A 25,959-nucleotide genomic window follows, 5' to 3' on the forward strand; every position below is an offset into this window, starting at 1 on the left:
GGAGCTTTTTTTATTTTCTGCTTAGCTCTTCCTTTAGAAAATTCGCAGTATAACTTTTATTAGCGAATTTCTTCACGAGGTCTTCCGGGGTTCCCTCGGCAATTATCTCACCGCCTTTATCTCCGCCCTCCGGTCCAAGATCTACTATCCAATCCGCGCACTTTATCACGTCGAGGTTATGCTCAATAACTATTACCGTGTTTCCTTTATCTACCAGCTTATTCAGCACATTTAGGAGCATCTTTATATCTTCGAAATGCAGTCCCGTCGTCGGCTCGTCCAATATATATATAGTCTTTCCCGTTTGAACCTTTGAGAGCTCCGATGATAATTTTACTCGCTGTGCTTCACCTCCCGATAATGTCGTTGCTTGCTGTCCCAGGTGTATATATCCCAATCCCACATCGTGAAGCGTCTTTAGCTTTCTGCTTAGAGAGGGGATATGCTGAAAGAATTCCACTGCTTCCTCTACTGTCATCTCCAGCACATCTGAAATTGATTTCCCTTTGTATTTTATCTCAAGCGTTTCCCTGTTATATCTTTTACCTTCACACACATCGCACTTTACGTATACATTTGGCAGGAAATTCATTTCTATCTTTTGCAGTCCTGCTCCCTCGCATGCATCACACCTCCCGCCCTTCACGTTAAACGAAAACCTTCCTATCTTATATCCGCGTATTTTCGATTCCGGCAGTGAAGCAAATATGTCTCTTATATGTGTGAATAGTCCCGTATATGTCGCGGGGTTACTTCGTGGCGTACGTCCTATTGGAGATTGGTCTATTTCTATTACCTTGTCCAGTATCCTCTCGTTTTTCGCTCCCACTTTCTTTGAAAACCCTTCTATGGATTTATATGGCAGGGGAGTTTCCGGCGATTTGTAAAATTTTCTCGATAATATTCTATAAAGTGTATCGTTGATGAGTGTGGATTTCCCTGAACCGCTCACACCTGTGATAGCTATGAATTTCCCTAACGGCAGTTTAAGATTGACACTCTTTAGGTTATTGCCTTCTGCTCCCTTTAGAGTCAGATAATTCCCGTTCCCTTCACGCCTCTCTTCCGGTACGTGAATTGTTTTTTTCCCAGTAAGATATTCTGCAGTTATTGATGATCCGTTTAGCTTGCCCGGAGGTCCGAATGAAACCACTTCTCCCCCGTGTTCGCCCGCTCTCGGTCCCAGATCCACCACAAAATCCGATGCCTCTATCATTTCTCTGTCATGCTCTACCACGATTATCGAATTTCCTATATCCCTTAGATTCTTTAGCGAATTTATGAGCTTAATATTATCCCGCTGGTGAAGCCCGATTGACGGTTCATCCAGTATATAAAGCACACCCGTCAGCTGTGAACCTATCTGCGTTGCAAGTCTTATCCTTTGTGCCTCTCCCCCCGATAGCGTTTTCGCGCTCCTGTCCAGCGAGAGATAGTCTAGACCCACGTTTAATAAAAAATCCAGCCTTGTCTTTATCTCTTTTAGTATCTGCTCGGCGATTATCTTCTTATTATCCTCGAATTCCAGCGTATTGAAGAACTCCCTGCATTTTGATATGGTCATCTTCGATATGTCGTGTATGTTCTTATCATCTACTTTTACCCATAGTGCGTCCTCTTTTAGGCGTCCGCCCTTACAGATAGGACATGTTTTTACTGTCATGAAGCTCTCTGCCCAGTTGCGAATATACTCAGATGCAGACTCCTGCTCGAAATGTGTTATGTAGTTGATTAGTCCGTTAAACTTGTGATTGTAAACACCCGATTTACCCGTGGACCGTTTATATGTATACTTTATCTTGCCCTTTGTCCCAAAAAGCAGGTCATCTATTAGCTCATCCGAAAACTTTTCTATCGGAGTATTAATATCGGCTCCGTGATTCTCTATAACTCCTATTATTATCGATGAAAGCCAGTTTGCCTTCGGTTTACCCAGTGGCGCTATACCACCCTTTGCTACCGACAAAGATTTGTCCGGGAATATCTTGCTTACGTCTATCTCCGTCTTTTCACCCAGTCCATAGCAGTTATTACACCATCCGTATGGGGAATTGAATGAAAATGAGTTCGGTGCCGGTTCCGAAAAGCTTCTTCCCGTTTCAGGATCCGATAACTTCTCATTGTACAGCTTATCTTCCTTCCCGTCGTTTACTATCACGATTCCATCGCCGTATCTCAGTGCTGTTTCCAGCGAATCGTATATCCTGGATTTCGACTTTGCGTTTACCTGCACTCTGTCCACTACTATCTCTATATCATGTATCTTAAACCTTGCCACCTGCATCTTTGGCTTAATGTCCATTACTTCACCGTCCACTCTCACCTTTGTAAATCCGTCCGAACCTATCTCCTCGAATAGCTCCCTGTAATGTCCCTTACGCCCTTTTACGATCGGCGAAAGGATGGATATCTTTGCGTTTGGTTTATCCCTGTATATATTTTCTATTATCTGGTCGAGTGTTTGCCGCGTTACAGCCTTACCGGTATCCGGTGAATACTGCGTACCGCACCTGGCGAATAACAGCCTGAAGAAGTCGTATATCTCCGTGACCGTTCCTACTGTGGAGCGGGGATTATGTGAAATGGTCTTCTGCTCGATTGATATGGATGGGGAAAGCCCTTCGATCTTATCCACGTCTGGTCTCTCTATACCGCCGATGAACTGCCTCGCGTAAGCTGACAGTGTCTCCATGAAGCGTCTCTGTCCTTCTGCGTATATCGTATCGAATGCAAGTGATGATTTGCCTGAACCGGAAAGCCCTGTGAATACTATTAACGAATCCCTTGGCAGGTCTACGTCGATGTTTTTGAGATTGTGTACACGGGCTCCTTTTACTACTATTCTATCCAAATTAAAACCTTCTTGACCGTATTATATGCTAAACCCTGAATTTAACGTTTCGTGCTTGGTTATACAATCCAGAAATTAGTCAAAATGTGTCGATGATTTTATTTGAATAAGATTACTCTCCAATTGATTAAGTTAGGAATTGACATTTTAAATTATTTATCGTATTTTTACGATATACGATAAAAGCTATGGATTGTACATGCAATTACAACTGTTATTCGACGATCGGCAAATATCTTTTGATTGCCCTCATAATCATATTCCTTCTAATTAAATAGATATTATGGATCATCATCACCACCACGGTCATGGAGGTAACGGCGCGCCCGACCACTCAGCAATGATAGGGGACTACAGAAAGCGCTTCACCGTTTCGCTTATTCTTACGCTCCCGGTTCTCGTTTTATCACCCATGATACAGGATCTCCTTGGATTCAAGCTCGAATTTACCGGGCATCTGTATGTGCTCTTTGTCCTATCGTCTGTGATATTCTTCTACGGAGGCTGGCCCTTCCTCAAAGGTTTAATTGACGAACTTCGGACCACAGGCGTTGGTATGATGACGCTCATCGCTCTTGCGATAAGTGTTGCCTACTTTTATAGTACTGCTGTGATATTTGGTTTGACGGGAAAGATATTTTATTGGGAGCTCGCGACGCTTATAGATATTATGCTACTCGGTCACCTCCTCGAGATGAAATCCATTATGGGAGCATCTCGTTCGCTTGAACTCCTCGTACAGTTAATGCCGTCTGAAGCGCACTTGATAGAAAATGGAAGTGAGAGGGATGTTAAGCTCAGCGATATTAAAGCCGGTGTTCTGATCCGTATCAAACCCGGTGAAAAGATTCCTGCCGATGGTACTGTCGTTGATGGTGAGACCTATGTAAACGAATCTATGCTCACGGGTGAAAGCAAACCTGTTCAAAAAAAGAAGGACGATAAAGTTATTGGCGGTTCTATAAATGGTAACGGTTCTATTACCGTTAAAGTCGAGCATACGGGCGAAGAGTCTTACCTGTCCAAAGTAATTACACTCGTACAGGACGCGCAGAAAGCAAAATCCAAAACACAGAAACTTGCAGATAAAGCCGCCGCGTGGCTTACGTACGTTGCGCTCGGCGCAGGTATTATTACTATAATTGCGTGGCTCATTGCCGGGTACTCGTTCGAGTTCTCGCTCGAGCGTATGGTAACCGTTATGGTTATTTCCTGTCCGCATGCTCTTGGACTTGCCATTCCGCTCGTAGTAGCTATTTCCACTGCTGTTTCGGCGAAGAACGGTCTGCTTATCCGCAACCGCACGGCTTTTGAAAACACGCGTAAAATAACAGCCATTATATTTGATAAGACAGGTACACTTACTGAGGGAAAATTCGGTGTCAGCAAATACGATTCCTTAAATGATAAATACTCAAAAGAAGATATATTGCGTTATGCCGCTTCCCTCGAAAGCAATTCCGAACATCCCATAGCTGAGGGAATAGTTGAGAAAGCAAAAGAATTGAAACTCGATCTGCATCCAGCGCAGAATTTTAATGCTATGACGGGAGAGGGGATCGAGGCAGACGTTGACGGAAAACAAATAAAAGTTGTTAGTCCTGCTTACATAAAAAAACAGGGACATGACATTTCTAAAGAGATCGATTCCGAATCCGCCGGAACAACTGTATATGTCTTAATTGGTAATACTCTTTCCGGCATCATCACACTTGCCGACGAAATTAGAAAAGATTCAAAGGAAGCTGTCGATCTTCTTAAAAAGAGCGGTATAAAAGTTTATATGGCGACAGGGGATAATGAAAAGGTTGCCTCTTACGTTGCCCGGGAGCTTGGTCTGGACGGATATTACGCTGAAGTACTTCCCGACGGAAAGCAGAAAATTATAAAAGACATGCAGAGCAAAGGTGAATTTGTAGCAATGACCGGTGACGGCATCAATGACGCACCTGCGCTTGCCGCTGCCGATGTAGGAATTGCCGTCGGTTCGGGAACGGACGTAGCCGCGGAGACGGCGGACATTATTTTGGTTAATTCTAACCCGCGCGACATAACCTCTCTCATCTTATTTGGAAAGGCTACTTACAACAAAATGGTTCAGAACCTGCTCTGGGCTACAGGTTATAACGCAATTGCTCTCCCTCTCGCGGCAGGTGTGCTCTACTCACAGGGGATTGTGATCAGTCCCGCGATTGGAGCAGTGCTGATGTCTGTCAGTACGATAGTCGTGGCGCTTAATGCGCAGTTACTGAAAAGAAAATTAAAACTCAATAACTAACAATAATATTTTTATGGCATACTCTAAGAAAGATCAGTTTAACGAAGACGAAGCAAAGATTGCGGGCTTTGCTAAAGCACTTTCGCATCCGGCTAGGGTGGCGATTATAAAACAATTGATAGGAAATAAATGCTCATGCGGTGATGTGGTGAAACAGCTCCCGCTTTCGCAGTCCACCGTGTCACAGCACCTAAAAGAATTAAAAGATGCCGGGCTTATAAAAGGGGAGGTCGAGGGAACGAAAGTATGCTATTGTATTAATTCCGAGAACTGGAAGTTATTCTCCGGTTTCTTTGATAATTTTGTAAATTGCGTTTGTTCAATAGAATGCAGCTGCTAATTATATTAACCAACTAAAATCAAACTCGCCGTTGTTGGTGTTATCACCAACAACTTTATTAAACTTAAACTTTTTTAGCTATGAGCGAAGAAACAAAAGAATGCTGTAAGGATTGCAATTGCAATTCGGATTGCTGTGGCGGTAAAGATTCCGGTTCTTCTGACGAAAAATGCTGTTGTTGCTGCTGCTGTTGCAACAATTGCTGTAATAATTGCTGTAAGTAGCAGTCAGATAGGTGGAAACATCCCGGGAATTTCCATTGTTAAAAGAGATTAAATTTTGTAATTTACCTATTCCTTGTAAAAAAGGATGAAAATGGTCCCATCGACTAGGGGTTAGGTCGTCACTCTTTCACAGTGAAAACACGGGTTCGAATCCCGTTGGGACCGCGCGAAATGAGAACGATTACCGCGCCCTGCGGTGATCAATTGGGAGAAAACCTTGGTAAGTTTTCTCCTTTTTTTTAGTATTTTGACGCAATTTAATTATTGTTTAAATAGCTATTGACACTCTTGCCAAATTTTTATAAGTTTATCTTACCACTCAATCAATTTCACCAAAAAAGCTGCTGCCCTTAGTCTCTATTCCAGGTTACACTCTGATCTAAATTCAAAATTCCTCCCGGACAGTATTTAAAAAAAATTTAAAATAAGGGAGAAGTTATGTTTCAAAAAGGAATTTCTTACATTTTTGTTTTAGCAATTTTAATTACCGGAGCATACTCATTCAAGGATAAGGGTGAGGATTTTACACAAACTCCCAGTCCCGGCTTGCATCCTTGTTATATTCTTCCCGGAGAATACCCAAAAAAGATTTTGTATAATAATGTTAAAGAAACAAAAGTAACTAGAGGAGGCACATCCTGGAGGAGGATTAAGACGAATAGCATCCCAAATCACGTGATTGGTAACTTTCCAAATCCGGGATATAATCCTAATTCCATTAAGGAGATAAATGAAACTTACTTTGTTCTCTATGACCCGGTAAAAACCGGTGTGGTAACCGAACTCCTTGATCCTGTAAAGGGACCTCAATATGAATTTGGAATAGCCGTAAATGGAATTGTATTTGACCCTATTGCGGCTGAGCCTTGGGGCAAAGGCAGACCCGGACCCGATAATTATGCTTATAACCTTGAAGCGATTAATTGTAGCTATAGATTGGGCTTAGACTGTAACTTCGGGCATGTCCAGCCTAATGGTCAATATCATTATCATGGAGTTCCTACTAACCTTGTTGATTCCCTTATAAAGGCAAAAGATGGTGAGATGATACTTCTGGGATATGCCGCTGACGGAGCGCCTGTGTATTACCTTTATAGTGCTTATTTTGTTTATCGCGAAGATACAAGCTATGTAAAAAAGATGGGTTCCCCGCGTATACATTTAAAAATGATGAATTCCGGTTATAAATTAAGATCCGGATCCCGTCCCGGTGACGGTGTTTCAGCTCCGGCTGGTAGCTATGATGGTACATATTCCAGTGATTACGAATATTCTTCTAAGCTTTCGGATCTGGATGAATGTAATGGTATTTACGGTTGGACACCGGAATTTGGTAATATATATTATTATGTAATAACGGAGGATTTTCCCGTTATCCCAAGATGTTTAAAAGGCACACCTAGTGATGATTTTAAGATAGGTCCTCCGTAAAAAAGTGTTGCTTAGCTAAAAGGAGAAAACTTTGATAAGTTTTCTCCTTTTCTAATACATGTTTTGATTCCTTTCTGACTTTTTTTTAAGATCATATCCGACTATCTTAGTCCGAATTAAGGAACGTTTAAATGCTTAGATTATCAAAGAAAGTCGAATATGCTTTAATGGCATTGAGGTATATTGTCACGTCTAAAGATGATATTGTTACTGCAAAGGAAATTTCGACAAAATTCAGCATTCCTCATGAGTTACTTGCAAAGATATTGCAAAAGTTAAAAAAAGAGCGGATATTAGAATCTATCAAAGGTGTTAACGGTGGTTACAGGCTTGAAAAAAGCCCCGAAAAGATAAAACTCACCGACCTGATAAAAACCCTCGACGGTGACTTTAGTATTACCGAGTGCATACACGGGCAGAGCGAGGACGACTGCAATATGTTCAAAGACTGCACCATAAAAACACCGGTCAATAAGATACAAAAAGAGCTCGAGAGCTTTTTTGAAACAAAGACAATATCGGATTTTGTTTAGCAATTTAGAAAAATGAACTTTCCAATATACCTCGACAATAACGCAACCACACCCGTAGACCCAAGGGTACTCGAAGTTATGATGCCCTATTTTACACATAAATTCGGCAATGCCGCCAGCATTACACATGCTATCGGACTAGAAGGCGATGCCGCCGTTACGGAAGCTAGGAAGCAGGTTGCAAAGCTCATTGGCGCTAAGCCCAAAGAGATAGTTTTTACGTGCGGCTCCACCGAATCCATTAACCTCGCCATAAAAGGTGTCTGTGAAGCTAAAGCCTCTCACTGCAAGCACATTATCACACAGCCCACGGAGCATAACGCCGTTCTGGATTCGTGTCGCTACATGGAGAGACACGGCTTCGAGGTCACGTATCTCGGCGTCGACCAATACGGTATGATCGACCTGGACGAGCTCCGTGACGCAATACGGGATGATACCGCCCTCATTACCATTATGACCGGAAATAACGAGATCGGCACCCTCCAGCTAATAAAAGAAATAAACGCTGTCTGCCGCGAAAGAGGAGTTGTATTCTTTACCGATGGAACGCAGGGTGTAGGTAAGATTCCAATTAACGTTAAAGAAATGGGCATCGATATGATGTCATTTAGTGGGCACAAGATATACGGTCCCAAAGGCATTGGTGCAATTTACATTAATTCCGAGAATGAGAACATCGAAGTAGAGGAGCAGATGAGCGGCGGCGGACACGAACGCGGAATGAGGAGCGGAACATTGAACGTGCCGGGGATTGTTGGTTTAGGCATGGCTTGTGAGATTTGCATGAATGAACTTGATGAAGAAATGGATAAGATGACAGGCTGGAGAGATAAAATGATCAACGCCTTCCTGGAAAATATCGAGGGATGTGTGCTCAACGGACATCCGACTCAAAGACTTCCAAATAACATCAATATCAGTATAAAGGGGCTAAATGTCGGCAGTCTAATGCACGATCTCACGGAGCTGGCTGTATCATCGGGAAGCGCGTGTACATCGGCGAAGAAAAAGCCTTCTCATGTGCTGATGTCACTAGGGCTGGACGAGGGAACTGCTCTTTCGTCAATACGGTTTGGATTAGGGAGGTTCAATACGGAAGAGGAAATAGATTACGCTATTGAGAGTGTGATAAAAACAATAAATAATCTAAGAGAAGTACCGGCGGCATAATTTTAGAAAGAAAAATCATTAAAGGAAGAATATGTCAAACATAGAAACACAAGAATTCGTACCGGGTGTAACAGAAGATGTAAATATTACTCCCAAAGCGATAGAAGAAGTGAAGAAAATAAAGAAAGAGAACAGCATACCGGATGATTACGGTTTAAGGGTAGGTGTGAAGGGCGGCGGATGCTCGGGATTGAGCTACACGCTTGGATTTGACGCGGAGAGCAGGACAGGTGATCACGTGAAGGAAATAGACGGCGTAAAGCTGTTTGTGGACATGAAAAGCTTTTTATATCTGACAGGGACAGAAGTTGATTTTAGTGACGGATTGATGGGAAGGGGATTTGTATTTAATAATCCCAACGCAAAGAAGACTTGCGGTTGCGGAAGCTCGTTTGGTGTGTAATTGGTTGTTAAAACAAACTTATTTGGCAAAATAAGTAAGGGTTTCATCTCATAAGATCATTTCTCCGGGGGTTATTATTTACATTTTATGACTTAACTTTTTATGCGCATTTTCATAAACTGCTTAAGTTAAATAAATTAACTCATCCTTCTATAATCTTTAAAGTTGTAAAATTGCACAAAAGACTCAGTTATCTTCTAATAATAATAACGTCAGTACTTGTTCTTTCATGCGGGGATGGTGAGAAGAAACCGGATACGATAAACGGTGAAGGCTTTCAGTGGAAAGAGAACATTAGCATAGCTGATATTCCGGATACTCCATTAAAGGGAATGCTCAGGGGTAAGGAGATCAATTTCGAATACATAAACTTCGAGCAATGGAGGGGGAGCGGAGACAATGTATTTAATTTCGGAAGTAAAAAACCGGAACAGAACTGCGGGTACGTAGAGAATGACGAGGCATTTCACCTCATGAGGAAATCCGGTGAAATAACAACCGGTGAAGTATTAAAATCGAATTTTAGCTCGACCCTCGATGGTTACTTCGGGGATTTTCATTATAACAAGGATGGGGAGATAGAGAAAGTAAGCGTCGAATGGAACTGCGCTCTTGTAATTACAGAGATGAATGACAGTCTCGTAAAGGGAAAGATAGCAATGTGCTTTAATAGTCCCTACAAGAGCTGGATAGCAGGAACATTCGAAGCATTAAGGTGTTACAATTAACTTAAATCTAAAGGGAGTTTTATGGGGAAGAGTTTAAGTGTAATTTTAATGCTTGGTACTTTCATTTTTTTCTGTGCCTGCGGTAACAATAAAAAGGACACGGAAAACAAGGACAGCACCAAGACCACACAGACCGAAACCAAAGATCAAACCACCGACGGAAACACTTCAGGTGATAAACGTGAGGGTGAAACCAAGACCGACCAGTTGGACATGGAAAAGGGTTTGCCTGCCGATTTTCCATCGGACGTACCCCAGCCACCGGATTCAAAAGTAATAGGATCGCTATCCTCGAGCGAGGGCACGAATGTATCATTTGAAAGTCCTAAGACCACGCAAGAAATAGCCGATTTTTATAAGACAGAACTGGAAAAAGCAGGTTATAAGATCAAGCCGGACGGAGAGGCTGTCAGCGAGAGCAACGCTATAATAGACTGGGCAAAAGGAGAAAAGATCGTCAGCCTGGTAGCTGTGAGGGATAATACAAAAAATACCTGCTCGGTAGTTATTACATACAGATAGAGTTTAAAGATAACCGATACAAACTTTCGGGTAAAATATTACAGTGTTTTATTTTACACGAAAGTTTTTTTTATTTATGGCAAAATCTATAGACCCCGGTAATATAAAGAATATACTGATCAGCAGGACAGACAGGATTGGTGACGTTGTGCTTACGTTGCCACTTGTGTCCGAATGCAAAAGGAATTTCAGGAATGCCAAAATATGGTTCCTGGTATCGGAGTATATACGCGACCTGATAGAAGGTTACCCGGATGTGGATGAACTTGTTTTCAAGGAGTCGTTTAATTCTGGAGGAGATCTCAGGCAATTTTTTAAAAGTGCCGGGATAGACCTTATAATCCACGCTTATCCCAGACCGGACATTTCTCTTGCGGCATTCAGAGCGGGTATAGAAAACAGGGTAGGTACTTCCTCAAGATGGTACTCATTTGCTTACAATCATAGAGTAGCACAGCACAGGAGTGAGTGTAAACAGAGCGAAATGGATTATAACCTGGATTTACTTGAGAGTATTATAGACGAGACGGATTACACAAAGATATTCAAGTTTAAATACACAGGCGATGAAAAGCTAAAACTATTCGAAAAGCTGAAGACGGAAGGCTTATATACGGGAGATAAGTATGTTATAATTCATCCGGGGAGCGGAGGATCGGCAAAAGACCTGCCTTTAGAGAAATTCAAAGAGATAGATGAGGGGATAGTGAAATTATACCCGGACTATAAAATAGTGATAACCGGAACAGAACAGGAAAAGGATATTGCAAAGCAGATCTCGGGAGACCGTAATTATATAGATCTTACGGGGAAGATTAACCTCCGGGAGCTGATGATATTAATAGACGGCTGTCAGCTTTTTATGTCAAATTCAACGGGACCTATACATATAGCTGGCGCATTGAACAAGAAAATAATCGGGTTTTATCCAAATTCCAGACCCATAAATGCCACACGCTGGGGTCCTCCGGGTGATAATAATTATATATTTACGCCAAAAGACGATTCGGACGAAATGAACAAAATCGAAGTAAATGAAGTTATAGATAAAGTAAAAGATATGTTAAAATAAAATCAGTAAATTTGTATAGTAAATATTACAGCATTAGATAAAACGTAAACATATAAAATGAAATTAAAAAATCTTATATCATTTCTATCAATTGTGAGTATTCTGTTCATAGCTGGAGGCGTATCGGCTCAGGACACAAATAAAACTCCTGTAACATTCCGCACGATACAGCAGAACGCGTTCACAGCGGGCGAGAAGCTGGAGTTCGAGATAAACTACGGGTTTATTACCGCGGGACATGCTACTATGGAGATCGCACCAAGCTACGCAAATATTAACGGCAGGGATGCCTACGATATTTCGGTAAGGATAAACTCTTCATCGAGCTTCGAATGGGTATATAAGGTGGAAGATCTCTATAAATGTTACATGGACAGAGATGGATTATTCCCATGGAAATTCGAACAGCACATTCATGAAGGTAATTTTAAGAAAGATTTTGAAGCGATATTCGATCATGAGAATAAAAAGGTGAAAGCATACACGGGCGAGAACGATCCAAAGAAATTCGAGGGTGAATATGATATCCCGATGTATGTACATGATATTCTCAGCGCATTTTATTTCGCACGAACAATAGATTACAGCGGAATGAGTGAAGGTTCGACAATCAAGCTTGAAAATTTTTACGATGATAAGGTTAACCCGTTAAATGTAAAATATCTCGGTAAAGAAGAAGTAGATGTGCCTGCAGGCGAGTTTAGGTGTATCAAAGTAGAACCGATGGTCGTAGAAGGAGGACTTTTTAAAAGTGAAGGAAGTATAATAGTATGGCTGACAGATGATGAAAGGAAAATGCCTGTACTCGTAAAAACAAAGGTTATTGTAGGTTCGATGGATGTAGAGCTGACCAGCTACACCGGTCTGGCAGGTCCATTAAATTCTAAAATAGATTAGACTTTTATATAAAAAAATTAGTAAATTAAAGCGGTTACGAGTTTAACCGCTTTTTTTATTATGAAGATATCAGAACTATTTTATTCGATCCAGGGAGAGGGGAAAAGGACGGGTCGCCCGTCTTTTTTTATCAGGACTAATTTTTGCAACCTGCGATGCAAGTTCCCCAGCGGTAACCTGTGTGACACTCCCTACACAAGCTGGAACCCAGATAACCAGGACAACAAGGGTGACGTGGGCATAGGCGCGATAACCGAGGAATATAAAAAACTTAAATGCCACGACGTTGTCATAACAGGCGGTGAGCCGACGATGTACGCTGAGGAACTACTGGAGCTTTGCAAGAAGCTAAAAGAGATAAACCCCGATGTATATATAACAGTCGAAACGAACGGAACAAACCTGGGGAAATTTATCGAGCACGTTCACCTGGTGAGTGTAAGCCCGAAGCTGAGTTCATCCGTACCGTATAATACAGAATACGAAAAAATGCACGAGCAGAACCGCTATAATGAGAAAGTGTTGAAGATAATCAACGAATATCACAAGAAAGGACTGGTCGATGTGCAATGGAAGTTCGTCTATACAGGGAGCAAAGATATAAAAGAGATCAAGGAAATGATGGAGACGATAGGATTTAAACACAAGGATATATTTCTGATGCCGGAAGGAATTTCAAACCTGGACCTGGAGAGACTGAGGGTAAAGACTATCGAAGCCTGCAAGGATAATAATTTTAATTATTCAGATAGACTGCATATAGTAGCATGGGGACACAGAAGGGGAGTCTAGAAGTTGTAAGTGAAGTTTAACGTATTCGTATTTCCTATCGAACCAAATTCAATCCGCATATTTTTCGTTATTTTGCTTTGCTGACCTAGTATGAAATAGTTAAACAGGTCCATTGCGATCAGACTGCCGAGTGCAACGTACTGGTCGGTCTTATCCGAGCCTATCTCTTTCCTGTCCTTTTGATGAAATATATCCGCTTTAAACTCGATGAGCTCCTTTCTTAAAGCAAAGACCAATACTGCTGAACCCGTTCCGATCAATGCACCTGTTAAAACGTCGCCGGGATAATGAGCACCTATATAAATACGCCCGAAAGATACCGCGAGCGCATGCAGATAGAATCCTGTTATGAGATAAGGATTGTCGGGATAGCGAAGTGTCAGCGACGCGGCAGTATTAAAAGAAACCGTTGCGTGCCCGGAAGGGAATGAATAGCGATCATTTTCTCTCAGAAAATATTTATCAAAATAAATTCCATCCATAGATTCTACAGGCCGCTTTCTTTTGAAAACATATTTCAAACCCGCTGTAATTCCAATACCGACACCACTGGATACCGCAAGGAGGTAAGAAGAGTTTTCATCGTAATAGTTATCACTGATCAAAGCTGATGTGTAAAGGGAAGCCGGTATCAATACCAGGGGGATCGTCACAGGCTTTTCCGTGAGTGCAATTGTGATATCGAGTAATCCTGTCCGGTGTCCGTTTAGAGTACGGAAGAGGGATTGATCGAAATTTTCATCTGCGTAAGCGGAATCTGTTCCCTGTGCATAGGTAACGGAGCTAAACAGCAGTATGCATAATAGTATTCTCAGCATTAAGCATCAGCCTGCCTTATCTACGGCGTTTTGAATGTCCTCTATTAAATCCTCTTTATCTTCAATACCTACAGATAATCTTACTAGGCCGTCCGTTAAGCCGAACGATTCACGGACCTCTTTAGGTACGCTGGCATGAGTCATGGACGCCGGATGACAAATAAGTGATTCGACACCGCCGAGGGATTCCGCCAGCTGGAATATTTTAACGTTGTTACAGACAGCGGCTGCGTTTTCCTGCGAACCCATGTCGAGTGAGATAATCCCTCCGAACCCGCGCATTTGTTTCTTTGCGAGTTCATACTGAGGATGTGATTCCAGCCCGGGGTAATATATTTTAGAAATTTTGGAATTGTCTTTTAAAGCGTCCACGATAGCGATGGCGTTGGCATTATGATCGCGCATACGCTGGGAGAGTGTCTTGGTCGCGCGGAGTATAAGCCAGCAATCGAACGGAGACGGTACAGCGCCGATGGACTTTTGGAAGAAGTAGAATCTTTCCGCGTAGTCGTCGTTTGATGTAATGAGACATCCGCCGATGACGTCACTGTGTCCGTTGATGTACTTTGTTGTTGAGTGATTTACTATGTCTATACCGAAATCGAGCGGGTTCTGGAAGTACGGGCTCATAAATGTATTATCGACACAGGTTATTATCTTCTTTGACTTTGCAAAATCAGCAACTGCCGCGAGGTCGGTTATTGCAAGCATGGGATTAGTCGGGGTCTCCATGTATATGAGGCGCGTGTTATCTTTTACTTCTTGCATTATATTTTCTATATCGGAAGTGTCCACATAAGAAAATTCGATATCATATTGTGTTATTATCTGCTCGTAGAGGCGGTATGTGCCGCCATACATGTTATTGGTGCAGATGATATGGTCACCGGGTTTGAATAAAGTTATCAGTGCTTGTATTGAAGCCATGCCGGAAGCGAAGCAGAAACCGTGCTTACCGTTTTCGAGGGCAGCGAGATTTCTTTCCAGGGCAAAGCGGGTGGGGTTAGTTGTGCGTCCGTAGTCGAAGCCTTTTGTCTCACCCAGTTTTTCGTTAGCATAGGTGGAGGTCATAAATATAGGCTCGATGACCGCCCCGGTGGTTTCCTCGGGCTTTTGCCCGGCATGTATTTGTTTAGTTGAAAATCTCATTAGTCAAAGTTTAAAATTTTAATATCCTGTGAAGTCGAGCACGTCGTACCTGCTCAGGATACCAACAGGGTTTCCCTGCTCGGTGACGAGCACCGCGTGCTTATCTTTCAACACGTCGAGGGCGTTTCTAAATGCGTCCACTGTCTCGAGGGCGGGGAGTTTGTCACCCATGACCGAATTTATCTCAGCACCGCCGACAGCGCTGTCATTCATTACTTTGGAAATCACTTCGGCTTCGTTTAGTGAGCCTACACAATTACCGTTATCTATTACAGGTACGTTCGAAATGTTGTATTGATTCATCAGTTCGAGCGCTTCATATACTTTTGAGCCGCTTCCTATCGAAACGAGAGGCGGAACGCCGTTCGTCTCCTTAGTATCGAATACGTCGCCGACATTAAGAGTATCCGGGTTGAGAAGCTTCTTCTCGCGGAGCCATTTTTCGTTGTGGTATTTGCTAAGATATCTCTCACCTGTATCACATACGATAAACACAACGATCGCATTTTCATCGAGATCTCGTGCAATCTCTACGGCAGTGTGCGCAATAGTTCCTGTCGAGCCTCCGCAAAAGATCCCCTCCTCGCGGGAAAGTCTCCTGCACATTTCAACTGAGTCTTTGTCGCTTACATTGTATATCTCGTCTATCCACTGGAAATTAGCAATAGCGGGGAGACATTCCTGTCCGACACCCTCTATAAGATAGGGAATCGCTTCAGGTATTTTTCCAGTCTCGAGAAATGTTTTATATATGGAGCCGTACGGATCAGAACCGATAACTTTTATATCCGGATTTTTTTCTTTCAGATACTTACTTGCTCCGACGATCGTACCTGTTGTGCCAACTCCCGATACAAAGTGTGTGACTTTACCGTCGGTATCATTCCAGATTTCCGGACCGGTGGTATAATAATGCGCGTCACTATTTCCGGGGTTAGAATATTGGTACATAAAGACGGAATTGGGAATTTCTTTGTTGAGGCGTTTCGCAACGTTAACATAGTTTTCAGGGTCGTCGGGTTTAGCGGTCATAGGCTGAATGACTATTTCCGCACCGAGTGCTTTGAGGTAACTGCGTTTTTCTTCGGAGACCTTGGAGGTCATAACGAAGATGCATTTGTAACCTCGAACGGATGCCGCAAGTGCGAGTCCGATACCGGTATTACCGCTTGTTGCTTCGATAATAGTACCGCCTGGTTTTAGAGATCCATCCTTTTCTGCCCTGTCAATCATCGAAATACCTATCCTGTCCTTGATGCTTCCGCCCGGATTTTGGTATTCGACTTTTGCCAGGACGGTTGCCTTAAATCCTTTAGTAATGTTATTGAGCTTGACAAGGGGGGTATTGCCGATGAGTTCGGTAATGTTATTGTAATACTTCATTTTAAAGAGATATAATTAATTTTTAATATTTTTCTTCATCATAAATCTATCAGGGAAGGGGAGAGGCAGAAAACCGAACTGCTTATAAAGTCCGTGAGCAGTGCGGGTCGCCAGCACCCATTTTTCCATGACACGCAATTCCGGGTGATCCATAATAGCAGTCATCAGGAATTTAGAGAGACCTTTTCCCTGGTACTCCTCCATTATGAACAGGTCCGCGATGTAAGCAAAGGTAGTATTATCGGAGATCACGCGGGCAAATCCTGCGAGTTTCACTTCGTCATAAACGCCGAAGCAAAGTGAATTTTCAATAGAACGGACAACGTTTTCTTTAGCTCTTCCACCGGCCCAGTATGAGCCGGTAAGGAATTTATGAATAATGTCGATGTCAAGTTTCGTTTTGTCGGTCGAAATCAAAAAATTATCTTTCCGGACCTCGTACGTTTCCATTTCAGTCTTTTAAAGGTCTCATAAGCGGGAAGAAAAGTACGTCCCTGATGCTGTGTGAGTTAGTTAACAGCATAACAAGCCTGTCAACGCCTAGTCCTACTCCGGTAGTAGGAGGCATTCCTACTTCGATAGCTTTTATAAAATCTTCATCGAGAGGGTGAGTTTCTTCCTCGCCGCCTCTGCCTCGCTCAACCTGATCCTCGAGTAGCCTGCGTTGTAGTATCGGGTCGTTAAGTTCGGTATATGAGTTACCCATTTCCCAGCAGTTTATATAAGGCTCGAAGCGCTCCACGAAGATAACTTCCTCAGGGTCATCCTTCATCTCTTCGAGGTCTTTCATGCTGTACCTGCGCAGAGGTTTACACAAAGGTGTAGTATCTATCGGATGCTCCGTTACAAATGTCGGCTGAGTAAGGTCATTCTCGCACATCTCTTCGAACAGCAACGCGATAAGAAGCCCTTTATTATTTATTATCGTTTTATCAATGTGAATGTCTTTGCTGTTTAAGAAATCGATTATCTCGCTTCGTTTCATATTCAGGACGTCGAGCCCTGTTGTATCCGCTATTGCTTCGGGCATAGTTACCCTGCGCCATGGCGCTTTAAAGTCTATTACTTTATCGCCGTATGTAACTTTAGTCGTGTCATGAACAGCCAAACACGCATTCTCAATAACTTTTTCAAAAAGCTCCATGCTGTCATTAAAATCACCGTATGCCTGGTACCACTCGACTTGTGTGAACTCGGGATTGTGTGTACGGTCTATTCCTTCATTGCGGAAATCCTTTACGAACTCATACACACGATCGAAACCACCCACTATTAGTCTCTTCAGGAAAAGTTCATTAGAAATGCGAAGATATAACTGCATATCGAGTGTATTGTGGTGAGTCACGAACGGCTTTGCGTTAGCACCTCCGTAAACCACCTGCAATGTTGGTGTTTCCACCTCCATAAAGTTATTATCTTCGAGGGTTTTGCGTATGGATTGAATTATCTTAGTGCGCTTTACGAAAGTTTCGCGAACGTGCTCATTTACAATAAGGTCAATGTAACGCTGCCGGTAACGGAGCTCTACGTCTGCAAAAGCATCGTGGACGATCTTTTCACCGGACTCGGTTGTTTCCTCTTTTACGACAGGGAGCGGATGAATTGTCTTAGTGAGGATCTCCATCTCGACGGCGTGAATGGATACTTCTCCAGTCTTTGTACGGAAAGGGTAACCTTTTACTCCTATTATATCGCCAATGTCGAGGAGTTTGAATAATTCGTAGCATGTATCACCAACTTCATCTTTTTTGATGTAAGTCTGTATGCGTCCCTGTTCGTCTTTTATGTGGCAAAAGGAAGCTTTGCCCATTTTACGAATGGACATGATCCTTCCCGCGATGGAAACAATATTCTCTTTTTGCTTTTCCTTCTCGTCATCATCAGCCGGGTCTTTGTATGATGAAATAACGTCAGCGGACTTTGCGGTCACGTCGAATTTGTGAGGATACGGATTGACGCCAAGCTGTTTAATATGTTCCAGCTCTTCTATGCGCCTTTTAATGAGTTCGTTCTGTTCGTTCAAGTGAGTTAAAAATTAGTTTATTACTTTTTTAATTTCTTTACTTCGTCAGGAGTAAGATAGCGCCATTTGCCGCGCTGTAAAGTACCTAGCTTTACGGGTCCGAACTGTGTGCGTTCGAGCTTATCAACGAAATAGCCGAAGCGTTCGAACATCCTTCTAATCTGCCTGTTACGCCCCTCGTGAATCGTTATGTATAGCCTGTCGAAAGAGTGCCTGTTCGCAAATTTAATTACAGCGGGCTTTGTCCTCCGCTTATCGAGCATGATACCCTTTTCCAGCAAATGGCGGTGCTTTTCATCAAGAGGTTTGGACAGCTTAACAAGGTAAGTCTTATCAACCTCATGTTTAGGGTGCATCAGTGAATCCGCGAGTTCGCCATCATTTGTCAGGAGGATCAAGCCGGTCGAATCAAAGTCAAGCCTTCCGATGGGGTATATCTTCTGGTTAACTTTAACCAGATCAACGACGGTTGGTCTTCTTTTGTCATCGGAAACTGTAGAGACAACTCCCGCAGGTTTGTTTAAGGCGATGTAAAGGTTTGTTGTTCTAACCTTGATGAGCTCGCCGTCAACCCTGACTTTATCTTTGGCTGTGTCAACTTCATAAGAAGGGAAATCCACGGTAATGTTATTGACCGTCACTCTTCTTTGCTGAATGAATTCGTCTGCAGTCCGCCTGGAAATGTCGCCATTATTGGCGATGAACTTATTCAGCCTAACTTTATTCTCCATCACACTCATGATTAAAAAAGAACACTAATTAAAATCTTCGTCTGTATCTTCAGTCTCCTCCGTGTCGGTTTCGATCTCGATAATATTTTCATCCGGGTCGTTTGACTCCTCTTCGGTATTTTTCTTGCCGTTCGTTAGTGGCTCAGCGTTTTCTTCGTTAAATTCCAGCTCTTCGTTTTCGGATTCCGGGTTATTGATCGAATTAAACAGGTCGATGTCGGCTTCGGTAATGCCGTCTATATGTTCGTTCTTTAAGATTTCGTTTATCTCTTTAAGTTTAGGCAGGTCTTCAAGAGAACCGAGCCCGATTACTTTAAGGAAGTTTTTCGTTGTTCCGTAAAGTATGGGCCGCCCCGGTGTTGCGGCTCTGCCGATTATAGTTATAAGCTCTCTTTCGAGGAGCGAGTTTACGATGTAATCAACATTAACACCGCGGATGAATTCGATGTCCGAGCGTGTTATGGGCTGTTTATATGCTATTATCGCAAGTGTCTCTAGCGCCGACGGGGAGAGCTTCTTCTTTTGTTTTTCCGTGAAGAGCTTGCCGATATATTTTGCATAGTCGGACTTAGTCGAGAATTGGTATCCGCCGGCGATCTTGATGATCTTGTAAGAGCGGTGAGCATCGTGATACTCTTTATTCAGCTCGGTAATGTATTCTTCGATCTCGTTAGTGCTGGTCTTGAACTGGAAGCTGTCGAGAACTTCTTTTATCTGCTTCGGCGTGATCTCTTCTTCTGAGGCGAAGATGACCGATTCGACGATATTTTTAACTTCAGCCGATATCATAACTCCTGCCCGGTAATTAACTGGTTATCTTTAGTCTGAACATAAAATTCCGATAGATCTTTCGGTTCGACCACGAGTTCGAGAAAACCTTCGAGAGCAAGCTGTAGCATCGCGAGGAACGAACAAATTATTTCCAACTTTGTCTCGAACATTTTCATTAGTTTTTTGAACTCTATCCTGCCTTCCCTGTGCACAATGTCGAGAAGAATGTCGCGCTGTGTTTCGGGTGTGAAGTCGAGCGGTTCGATCGGGTGAACTGTTTTTGGACGAATGCCGAGAAGAACGCTCTTATATGCCTTAATGAGATTGAGTATCGTGAGATTCTTTAAGCTGTAATCTATTTCTTCGCCGTCGGAAAATTCACGCGGGTCCTGTTTGTTATAACCGCGGGCGAATTGCTTAGCCGCCTCGTGAACCATGTGGTCAATTTTTTCGGAAGCGTCTTTGAAGCGTTTGTATTCAAGCAGCTTCCTGACAAGAACCATGCGTGGATCTTCTTCTATCTCGTTCGTATCTTCATCGATCTTTCTCGGGAGGAGCATGCGGGCTTTGATCTTCATCAGTTCGGAAGCCATGAGAAGAAACTCCCCGGCAAGCTCTATGTCGAGAGACTGCATATAATCTATATAACCTAGAAAATCGCTGGTGATCTTGTGAATAGGAATGTCGTAGATATTAAGCTCGTCTTCCTGAACGAAGTGGAGTAAGATATCCAGCGGACCTTCATAATCGGACAGTTTGGCGTAATATTCCCTTGTTTTGGGAATATAGACCTTACTTTCAGCGCCCGTGTTTTCCGGTGCATTTTCGCTGTTTATTTCCGTATCGTTCATATGCGGTATAATCTACTAAAGATTAGTAATAAATTAAATGAAATTATATTAGATATTTAATAAATTAAGATACTGAAAATATATTTAAATACTGTGTAAAATTAGTTAACTTTAGCTTCGGTCCTTATTATACTTATAAGAAATTAATGGAATTATTTAAAATAGGTTTTCTATCGATAAGTTTAATAGATATCCTGGATATCCTGATAGTAACCTATGTTTTTTATAAGCTATATACGATAATGCGCGGCACGATCGCGGCGCAGATCTTTTTTGCCCTCCTTTTGATCATAGGACTTTCATTTATAGCCCAGTTTTTCAATATGCAGGCTCTGGGGTGGTTATTGAGCCGTTTGACAGATATCTGGGTGATCGCTTTCATAATATTATTTCAGCCGGAGATCAGGAGGCTGCTGCTTATCATCGGTAATACGAGGGTGTCGAGCATATTCACGAAGACGGAGGTGAAGCAGAATATTTCAGAGATAGTGGAGGCATGCACGGAATTGCAGAATAAAGGATGGGGCGGTCTGCTTGTGATAGAGAGGTCGACGGGATTGAAGAACATAATCGAGACGGGTGAAGCTATCCAATCGAAGATAAACACAGAGCTATTGATATCGATATTCAATCCGACGTCGCCGTTGCACGACGGGGCGGTCGTGATCGACAATAACAGGATAGAAGCGGCAAGGTGTCTTCTCCCGCTGTCAGAACTGCACATAGTAAAAGATAAGCGTCTCGGCACACGTCATAGAGCCGGGCTGGGTGTTTCGGAGATATCGGACGCAATAGCAGTGATTGTGTCGGAAGAGACCGGGCATGTATCGATAGCGGAGGATGGTAAGCTTCACGTGTGCACGGACAGCAAGGACCTTGCTAAGAGACTGAGGGAGCTGATGAAGAGCGAAACGATGCAGAGTTCGATAAAGTCCATCTTTACCGAACCGGATGAAGAGGCAAAGGAAAAAGAAGAAGACGTAAAAAAGGAGAAAGAAGTTTAATGTCGGATATGTTCAGTATCCAGCGTGAGAAGCTGGTTGAGGAGTTAAAGGCACAGGGGATTCGGAGTAAGAGTGTGCTCGGCGCGATAGGCAAAGTCAAGAGAGAGATGTTCCTGGATAAAGACATGCAAAGACTCGCGTATAAAAATAACGCCCTTCCCATAAATTCAAATCAAACGATATCACAACCTTTCACGGTAGCATTTATGACGGAGCTACTGGATGTAAATCCAGGAGATAAAGTTCTGGAGATCGGAACGGGGTCGGGATACCAGGCGGCAGTACTGTGTGAAATGGGCGCAGATGTTTATTCGATAGAGAGGATTGGGGAGCTGGCTGACAAAGCAAAGGACACATTAAAACGAATGGGCTATAACCTGCATGTAAAACAGGGTGACGGAACGAAAGGATGGGAGCTTCATTCACCGTATAACAGGATAATTGTTACAGCCGGCGGACCTACAGTACCTAAGGCGTTATTGAAACAGCTTGCAAAGAACGGTAAGATGGTAATACCTGTAGGTAGCGAGAGTGTACAGGAAATGACATTGATAGAAAGAAGCGGTGATGACGAACCGAGGTTCCGTGCAAAGAAATTTCAAAATTTCCAGTTCGTTCCTCTGATAGGTGAAGAGGGATGGGTAAAATAAAAGATTCATATCTTACATTATCGGATAGCGCCGTCAGCGAGATAAAGATCCAGAAGTCAAAATTCATCGCACAGGCTTTTCCAATAAATTCTCAATTGAAATTTCAGGAGATTTTAGATAATGTGAGAAAGACTTATTATGACGCGGCGCATCATCCGTTTGCTTTTAGGCTAGGTATTACGGATGATAGTTTCAGGTATTCCGATGATGGCGAGCCGTCCGGGTCAGCGGGAAAACCGGTTTTAGATGCTATAGATAAGTTCGAATTAACGGACGTTTGTGTAATCGTTACAAGATACTTCGGTGGTGTGAAACTCGGTGTTGGCGGACTAAGAAGGGCATTTTTTGAAGCAACGGAAGAGTGTTTAAAGACAGCTAAAGTAGAAGAAAGACTTGTAACAGAAGAGTTTGAGATAGAGTCGGATTACAACCAGATGAATGTGATAATGAAGGTACTCGAACAGAATGGCGCGAATATTCTGAACAACAATTCGGATGAAAAGGTAAGACTGAAATGCAGTTCAAGATTGTCGGTACTGGAAGCAGTTAAGAAAGAACTTGTAAACGCAACATCGGGAAACATAGTTATAAAAGGCTAATGAAAAAATACTTTGCTTCAATAATGCTGTTTTTCGTCCTGACACAGTTCGCGAATGCGCAGGTAGAGAACGTGTCGCTGGATAATCCCGTATATAAATTCCTGAAGCTTCTCAGCGTTAAAAGAATTATTCCGAGCATACACGATTACGATCCAAATCTTTCCAAACAGCAAGTCACGGATTATTTGTTAGAGGCTGAAAGTAAGTCATCGCAGTTAAGCATGACAGAGAAAGCTCTTGTTGAAAAGTATCTGATTGAATTTGACGTGTCCCGTATGAACAGTTCAAACACTGCCGTGCTGATAAATTCACATGGCAAATTTGACGCGAGCGGTATTTTTTCAAACAAAGAAAAGCATGTGTATGTCCTAAATAGTAACGGCAATACTTTATTCTTTGATTACCTTATGTCCGGCTTACTGTCAACTGAATTTAAACCAAACACCAAAGCAACAGCAATACTTTATGATTTCGGAGGACGGTTTGAAGGAACATTCTTTGGTCACCTGGGATATAATTTTTACCTAAGGAAGGGGGTTGTTTCCGGCAATGACTCAGCTTTGGCGGTTTTGAACGAACCCCGGTTACTATACAACTTCAAATACATAGAAAACAATACAAGTGATAATGAGAGAAGTTATGATTTTATTGATGGCTACGTGAGATATGAAACGAAGCCGCAGGATGACATGGATATCTCAGTCCAGCTTGGCAGGGAGAAATTATTATATGGATACAGCTATTCAGACCCGCTCGCTCTTGGAGGTGCACATCCCAATATGGATTTTATAAAATTGAAATTCGATTATGGCATAGCCCACTTTTCCTCGATGACCACATCAACTGTGGGACCATACAATTCCGACCGGGACAGCAACTACACAAAGTTCATTGCTTTTAATAGCCTTAGATTTTCAATTCCTAATTTATTTGATATCGGTATTGGTGAGAGTGTAGTATATTCACGCGGGATAGACATTGGTTATATGACGCCATTTATTTTTTACAAATTCGTAGAGCACTCACTTCAGGACAGGGATAATGGAACACTGTTCTTCGATATGCAGACACACTTCATAAAAGACCTTCAATTCCAGGGAACTTTCTTCATGGATGAAAGTCTGCTTGGCGGATTATCCGATTTCAACAAACAATCGAACAAGGTTGCTATACAGGGCGGTACGATGTGGTACGAACCTGTAGGTATTAAAGACGTTTCACTCACACTTCAATACACTTTCATCCGTCCGTATGTATACACACACTTCAATCCAAAGAACACATATACATCATTTGGTCAGATACTGGGTAATCCTATCGGACCAAACGCCGACCAGATTTATACCAGGCTTACATATAATTTCAGCGACTGGCTCGCAATGAGCCTAATATATCAGAGAATAAGAAAAGGGGAGAACGTATATGATTCAAACGGTGATCTTGTTAAGAACGTCGGCGGGAATGTAAACCAGCCGTACAGACCGGACATAGATCCTGAGGACGCGAATTTTTTAGATGGGAACAGGGTTTACACTGATGTAGCAGAATTATCTGTAAGGTTGGAACCGATCCGTAATTTTGTTTTCGATATTAAGTACGCTTACAGGAAAGAAAACCACCTTGACGAAAACTTCATAAACGATACCAGCTTCGGCTCGATAAAGCTCAGTATTGATTATTAAGTTTTTGTAAATAACCCAATATTTAACAATATTTAAAGGTTTATCGCAGAATGCGGTCAATTGGGTTTGTTGTATGCATTTATACGGCAAATATTATTGACTAAATTCTTTATTTTTGGTATTTTTATGTTTCTACAAAATTAGCTTAAGTAACATAAGACTATAAATTGCCGACAATTAATCAATTAGTACGTAAGGGCAGGAACCCAAAGCAGTACAAAAGTAAATCTCCTGCGATGGATTCATGTCCACAAAAAAGAGGTGTTTGCACGAGAGTATACACAACGACTCCAAAGAAACCAAACTCTGCATTGAGAAAGGTTGCGAGGGTTCGTTTAACGAACCAGATAGAAGTTACAGCATACATTCCGGGTGAAGGACACAACCTGCAAGAGCACTCCATCGTTTTGATCAGAGGTGGCAGGGTAAAGGATCTTCCGGGTGTAAGGTATCACATCATCAGAGGCGCGATGGATACAGCCGGAGTTGAGAACAGAAAGAAAGCCCGTTCAAAGTACGGCGCAAAGAGAGCTAAACAAGGCTAATAAAAACAAAAAGATTTTTAATCTATTTAAAACTTAATGAGAAGAAGAAGACCGGAAAGAAGAAGAAGAAACCCAGACCCGAGATATCATGACACAATGGTATCGAGGTTTGTAAACAGTATAATGATAGACGGTAAGAGAATGAAGGCTCAGAAGATCATGTATGATGCATTCGACATTATCGAAAAGAAAACCAAATCGAGTCCGCTGGATACATTCAAGCAGGCAATAAATAATGTTCAGCCGAGCATCGAGGTAAGGTCAAGAAGGGTCGGAGGATCTAACTACCAGATCCCTTCGGAAGTAAGACCTGACAGAAGGGTTGCTCTTGCTATCAAGTGGCTTTTGACATATTCAAAGCAAAGAGGCGAGAAGTCGATGGCTTTAAGGCTTGCTAACGAACTTATGGCGGCTTCGGTCGGAGAAGGAAACTCAGTTAAGAAAAAAGAAGATACACATAGAATGGCAGAAGCCAACAAGGCATTTGCACATTACAAATGGTAAATAGA

27 protein-coding genes and 1 tRNA gene are annotated in these 25,959 nt (G+C 42.4%); 19 read left to right on the forward strand and 9 right to left on the reverse strand.

From position 1 onward, the window contains the following. Positions 1 to 10: 10 nt before the first annotated feature. The gene (uvrA, locus tag H6614_11765; protein MCB9244344.1) at positions 11 to 2,851 is read right to left on the reverse strand and encodes an excinuclease ABC subunit UvrA; all 2,841 of its coding nucleotides are present in this window, start codon (positions 2,849 to 2,851) and stop codon (positions 11 to 13) included. A 283-nt stretch (positions 2,852 to 3,134) separates the two neighbouring features. Here uvrA and cadA point away from each other — a divergent pair, with 283 nt between their 5' ends. From cadA to H6614_11830, 13 genes are all read left to right on the forward strand, one after another. Further along, positions 3,135 to 5,129 carry a cadmium-translocating P-type ATPase gene (gene cadA / locus H6614_11770; GenBank protein MCB9244345.1) on the forward strand — a complete coding sequence of 665 codons (1,995 nt, stop codon included), beginning with the start codon at positions 3,135 to 3,137 and terminating at the stop codon, positions 5,127 to 5,129. Between the two features lie 13 nt (positions 5,130 to 5,142). After that, positions 5,143 to 5,469, forward strand: a complete 327-nt coding sequence (locus H6614_11775) for a winged helix-turn-helix transcriptional regulator (GenBank protein ID MCB9244346.1) — start codon at positions 5,143 to 5,145, stop codon at positions 5,467 to 5,469. A 135-nt stretch (positions 5,470 to 5,604) separates the two neighbouring features. After that, positions 5,605 to 5,745, forward strand: coding sequence for a hypothetical protein (locus tag H6614_11780; GenBank protein ID MCB9244347.1), 141 nt, complete (start codon positions 5,605 to 5,607; stop codon positions 5,743 to 5,745). A gap of 41 nt (positions 5,746 to 5,786) precedes the next feature. Then, positions 5,787 to 5,858: transfer RNA gene (locus H6614_11785), tRNA-Glu, on the forward strand. A 273-nt stretch (positions 5,859 to 6,131) separates the two neighbouring features. Then, entirely contained in the window at positions 6,132 to 7,124 is a 993-nt protein-coding gene (locus H6614_11790; protein ID MCB9244348.1) for a YHYH protein, read from the forward strand. A gap of 131 nt (positions 7,125 to 7,255) precedes the next feature. Further along, entirely contained in the window at positions 7,256 to 7,657 is a 402-nt protein-coding gene (locus H6614_11795; protein ID MCB9244349.1) for an Rrf2 family transcriptional regulator, read from the forward strand. A 12-nt stretch (positions 7,658 to 7,669) separates the two neighbouring features. After that, entirely contained in the window at positions 7,670 to 8,830 is a 1,161-nt protein-coding gene (locus tag H6614_11800) for a cysteine desulfurase (GenBank protein MCB9244350.1), read from the forward strand. Between the two features lie 31 nt (positions 8,831 to 8,861). Next, positions 8,862 to 9,233, forward strand: coding sequence for an iron-sulfur cluster assembly accessory protein (locus H6614_11805; GenBank protein ID MCB9244351.1), 372 nt, complete (start codon positions 8,862 to 8,864; stop codon positions 9,231 to 9,233). 173 nt (positions 9,234 to 9,406) lie between these two features. Then, positions 9,407 to 9,961, forward strand: coding sequence for a hypothetical protein (locus H6614_11810; GenBank protein ID MCB9244352.1), 555 nt, complete (start codon positions 9,407 to 9,409; stop codon positions 9,959 to 9,961). A 21-nt stretch (positions 9,962 to 9,982) separates the two neighbouring features. After that, the gene (locus H6614_11815; protein ID MCB9244353.1) at positions 9,983 to 10,483 is read left to right on the forward strand and encodes a hypothetical protein; all 501 of its coding nucleotides are present in this window, start codon (positions 9,983 to 9,985) and stop codon (positions 10,481 to 10,483) included. A gap of 76 nt (positions 10,484 to 10,559) precedes the next feature. Continuing rightward, positions 10,560 to 11,555, forward strand: a complete 996-nt coding sequence (locus H6614_11820; protein ID MCB9244354.1) for a glycosyltransferase family 9 protein — start codon at positions 10,560 to 10,562, stop codon at positions 11,553 to 11,555. A gap of 57 nt (positions 11,556 to 11,612) precedes the next feature. Then, positions 11,613 to 12,452 carry a DUF3108 domain-containing protein gene (locus H6614_11825; protein ID MCB9244355.1) on the forward strand — a complete coding sequence of 280 codons (840 nt, stop codon included), beginning with the start codon at positions 11,613 to 11,615 and terminating at the stop codon, positions 12,450 to 12,452. Between the two features lie 60 nt (positions 12,453 to 12,512). Beyond that, positions 12,513 to 13,244 (forward strand): 7-carboxy-7-deazaguanine synthase QueE, encoded by a 732-nt coding sequence (locus H6614_11830; GenBank protein MCB9244356.1) that lies wholly within the window; start codon positions 12,513 to 12,515, stop codon positions 13,242 to 13,244. Here the strand turns inward: H6614_11830 and H6614_11835 are convergent. The 8 genes from H6614_11835 to H6614_11870 are packed head-to-tail and all read right to left on the reverse strand — an operon-like array spanning position 13,241 to position 20,970. Further along, positions 13,241 to 14,062: a phosphatase PAP2 family protein gene (locus H6614_11835; GenBank protein ID MCB9244357.1), complete on the reverse strand. Its 822-nt coding sequence runs from the start codon at positions 14,060 to 14,062 to the stop codon at positions 13,241 to 13,243. The two genes, H6614_11830 and H6614_11835, sit on opposite strands and share 4 nt — an antisense overlap. A 6-nt stretch (positions 14,063 to 14,068) precedes the next feature. Beyond that, positions 14,069 to 15,211, reverse strand: coding sequence for a PLP-dependent transferase (locus H6614_11840; protein ID MCB9244358.1), 1,143 nt, complete (start codon positions 15,209 to 15,211; stop codon positions 14,069 to 14,071). A gap of 18 nt (positions 15,212 to 15,229) precedes the next feature. Next, on the reverse strand, positions 15,230 to 16,594 hold the full coding sequence (locus tag H6614_11845) for a pyridoxal-phosphate dependent enzyme (GenBank protein MCB9244359.1): 1,365 nt from the start codon (positions 16,592 to 16,594) through the stop codon (positions 15,230 to 15,232). 15 nt (positions 16,595 to 16,609) lie between these two features. Then, a complete protein-coding gene (locus H6614_11850; protein ID MCB9244360.1) occupies positions 16,610 to 17,044 on the reverse strand; it encodes a GNAT family N-acetyltransferase in 435 nt (144 codons plus the stop codon). Position 17,045: 1 nt separating this feature from the next. Continuing rightward, complete coding sequence (lysS, locus tag H6614_11855; GenBank protein ID MCB9244361.1) at positions 17,046 to 18,617, reverse strand: lysine--tRNA ligase; 1,572 nt, start codon at positions 18,615 to 18,617, stop codon at positions 17,046 to 17,048. Positions 18,618 to 18,637: 20 nt separating this feature from the next. Continuing rightward, on the reverse strand, positions 18,638 to 19,348 hold the full coding sequence (locus H6614_11860; protein MCB9244362.1) for an rRNA pseudouridine synthase: 711 nt from the start codon (positions 19,346 to 19,348) through the stop codon (positions 18,638 to 18,640). Positions 19,349 to 19,372: 24 nt separating this feature from the next. Continuing rightward, the gene (scpB, locus tag H6614_11865; protein MCB9244363.1) at positions 19,373 to 20,137 is read right to left on the reverse strand and encodes an SMC-Scp complex subunit ScpB; all 765 of its coding nucleotides are present in this window, start codon (positions 20,135 to 20,137) and stop codon (positions 19,373 to 19,375) included. After that, positions 20,134 to 20,970, reverse strand: coding sequence for a segregation/condensation protein A (locus H6614_11870; GenBank protein MCB9244364.1), 837 nt, complete (start codon positions 20,968 to 20,970; stop codon positions 20,134 to 20,136). The genes scpB and H6614_11870 overlap by 4 nt, the downstream gene beginning before the upstream one ends. Before the next feature lie 146 nt (positions 20,971 to 21,116). Here H6614_11870 and H6614_11875 point away from each other — a divergent pair, with 146 nt between their 5' ends. The 6 genes from H6614_11875 (at position 21,117) to rpsG (ending at position 25,954) form a co-directional block, all read left to right on the forward strand. Next, positions 21,117 to 21,974 carry a TIGR00159 family protein gene (locus tag H6614_11875; protein ID MCB9244365.1) on the forward strand — a complete coding sequence of 286 codons (858 nt, stop codon included), beginning with the start codon at positions 21,117 to 21,119 and terminating at the stop codon, positions 21,972 to 21,974. A gap of 8 nt (positions 21,975 to 21,982) precedes the next feature. Then, positions 21,983 to 22,624 (forward strand): protein-L-isoaspartate(D-aspartate) O-methyltransferase, encoded by a 642-nt coding sequence (locus H6614_11880; GenBank protein MCB9244366.1) that lies wholly within the window; start codon positions 21,983 to 21,985, stop codon positions 22,622 to 22,624. After that, complete coding sequence (locus tag H6614_11885; protein MCB9244367.1) at positions 22,612 to 23,223, forward strand: YigZ family protein; 612 nt, start codon at positions 22,612 to 22,614, stop codon at positions 23,221 to 23,223. The genes H6614_11880 and H6614_11885 overlap by 13 nt, the downstream gene beginning before the upstream one ends. Beyond that, positions 23,223 to 24,905 carry a hypothetical protein gene (locus tag H6614_11890; protein ID MCB9244368.1) on the forward strand — a complete coding sequence of 561 codons (1,683 nt, stop codon included), beginning with the start codon at positions 23,223 to 23,225 and terminating at the stop codon, positions 24,903 to 24,905. The genes H6614_11885 and H6614_11890 overlap by 1 nt, the downstream gene beginning before the upstream one ends. Positions 24,906 to 25,072: 167 nt before the next feature. Then, on the forward strand, positions 25,073 to 25,450 hold the full coding sequence (locus H6614_11895) for a 30S ribosomal protein S12 (protein ID MCB9244369.1): 378 nt from the start codon (positions 25,073 to 25,075) through the stop codon (positions 25,448 to 25,450). Positions 25,451 to 25,486: 36 nt separating this feature from the next. After that, positions 25,487 to 25,954, forward strand: coding sequence for a 30S ribosomal protein S7 (gene rpsG, locus H6614_11900; protein MCB9244370.1), 468 nt, complete (start codon positions 25,487 to 25,489; stop codon positions 25,952 to 25,954). The last annotated feature ends 5 nt before the right edge of the window (positions 25,955 to 25,959 follow it).

Source organism: Ignavibacteriales bacterium, assembly GCA_020635255.1.
GTDB lineage: Bacteria > Bacteroidota > Ignavibacteria > Tepidaquicellales > Tepidaquicellaceae > JAEYVS01.

Coding starts and splice junctions, on each gene's coding strand:
- cadA (MCB9244345.1), top strand. CDS start 3,135: ATGGATCATCATCACCACCACGGTCATGGAGGTAACGGCGCGCCCGAC.
- H6614_11775 (MCB9244346.1), top strand. CDS start 5,143: ATGGCATACTCTAAGAAAGATCAGTTTAACGAAGACGAAGCAAAGATT.
- H6614_11790 (MCB9244348.1), top strand. CDS start 6,132: ATGTTTCAAAAAGGAATTTCTTACATTTTTGTTTTAGCAATTTTAATT.
- H6614_11795 (MCB9244349.1), top strand. CDS start 7,256: ATGCTTAGATTATCAAAGAAAGTCGAATATGCTTTAATGGCATTGAGG.
- H6614_11800 (MCB9244350.1), top strand. CDS start 7,670: ATGAACTTTCCAATATACCTCGACAATAACGCAACCACACCCGTAGAC.
- H6614_11805 (MCB9244351.1), top strand. CDS start 8,862: ATGTCAAACATAGAAACACAAGAATTCGTACCGGGTGTAACAGAAGAT.
- H6614_11815 (MCB9244353.1), top strand. CDS start 9,983: ATGGGGAAGAGTTTAAGTGTAATTTTAATGCTTGGTACTTTCATTTTT.
- H6614_11820 (MCB9244354.1), top strand. CDS start 10,560: ATGGCAAAATCTATAGACCCCGGTAATATAAAGAATATACTGATCAGC.
- H6614_11825 (MCB9244355.1), top strand. CDS start 11,613: ATGAAATTAAAAAATCTTATATCATTTCTATCAATTGTGAGTATTCTG.
- H6614_11830 (MCB9244356.1), top strand. CDS start 12,513: ATGAAGATATCAGAACTATTTTATTCGATCCAGGGAGAGGGGAAAAGG.
- H6614_11835 (MCB9244357.1), bottom strand. CDS start 14,062: ATGCTGAGAATACTATTATGCATACTGCTGTTTAGCTCCGTTACCTAT.
- H6614_11840 (MCB9244358.1), bottom strand. CDS start 15,211: ATGAGATTTTCAACTAAACAAATACATGCCGGGCAAAAGCCCGAGGAA.
- H6614_11845 (MCB9244359.1), bottom strand. CDS start 16,594: ATGAAGTATTACAATAACATTACCGAACTCATCGGCAATACCCCCCTT.
- H6614_11850 (MCB9244360.1), bottom strand. CDS start 17,044: ATGGAAACGTACGAGGTCCGGAAAGATAATTTTTTGATTTCGACCGAC.
- H6614_11860 (MCB9244362.1), bottom strand. CDS start 19,348: ATGGAGAATAAAGTTAGGCTGAATAAGTTCATCGCCAATAATGGCGAC.
- scpB (MCB9244363.1), bottom strand. CDS start 20,137: ATGATATCGGCTGAAGTTAAAAATATCGTCGAATCGGTCATCTTCGCC.
- H6614_11870 (MCB9244364.1), bottom strand. CDS start 20,970: ATGAACGATACGGAAATAAACAGCGAAAATGCACCGGAAAACACGGGC.
- H6614_11875 (MCB9244365.1), top strand. CDS start 21,117: ATGGAATTATTTAAAATAGGTTTTCTATCGATAAGTTTAATAGATATC.
- H6614_11880 (MCB9244366.1), top strand. CDS start 21,983: ATGTTCAGTATCCAGCGTGAGAAGCTGGTTGAGGAGTTAAAGGCACAG.
- H6614_11885 (MCB9244367.1), top strand. CDS start 22,612: ATGGGTAAAATAAAAGATTCATATCTTACATTATCGGATAGCGCCGTC.
- H6614_11890 (MCB9244368.1), top strand. CDS start 23,223: ATGAAAAAATACTTTGCTTCAATAATGCTGTTTTTCGTCCTGACACAG.
- rpsG (MCB9244370.1), top strand. CDS start 25,487: ATGAGAAGAAGAAGACCGGAAAGAAGAAGAAGAAACCCAGACCCGAGA.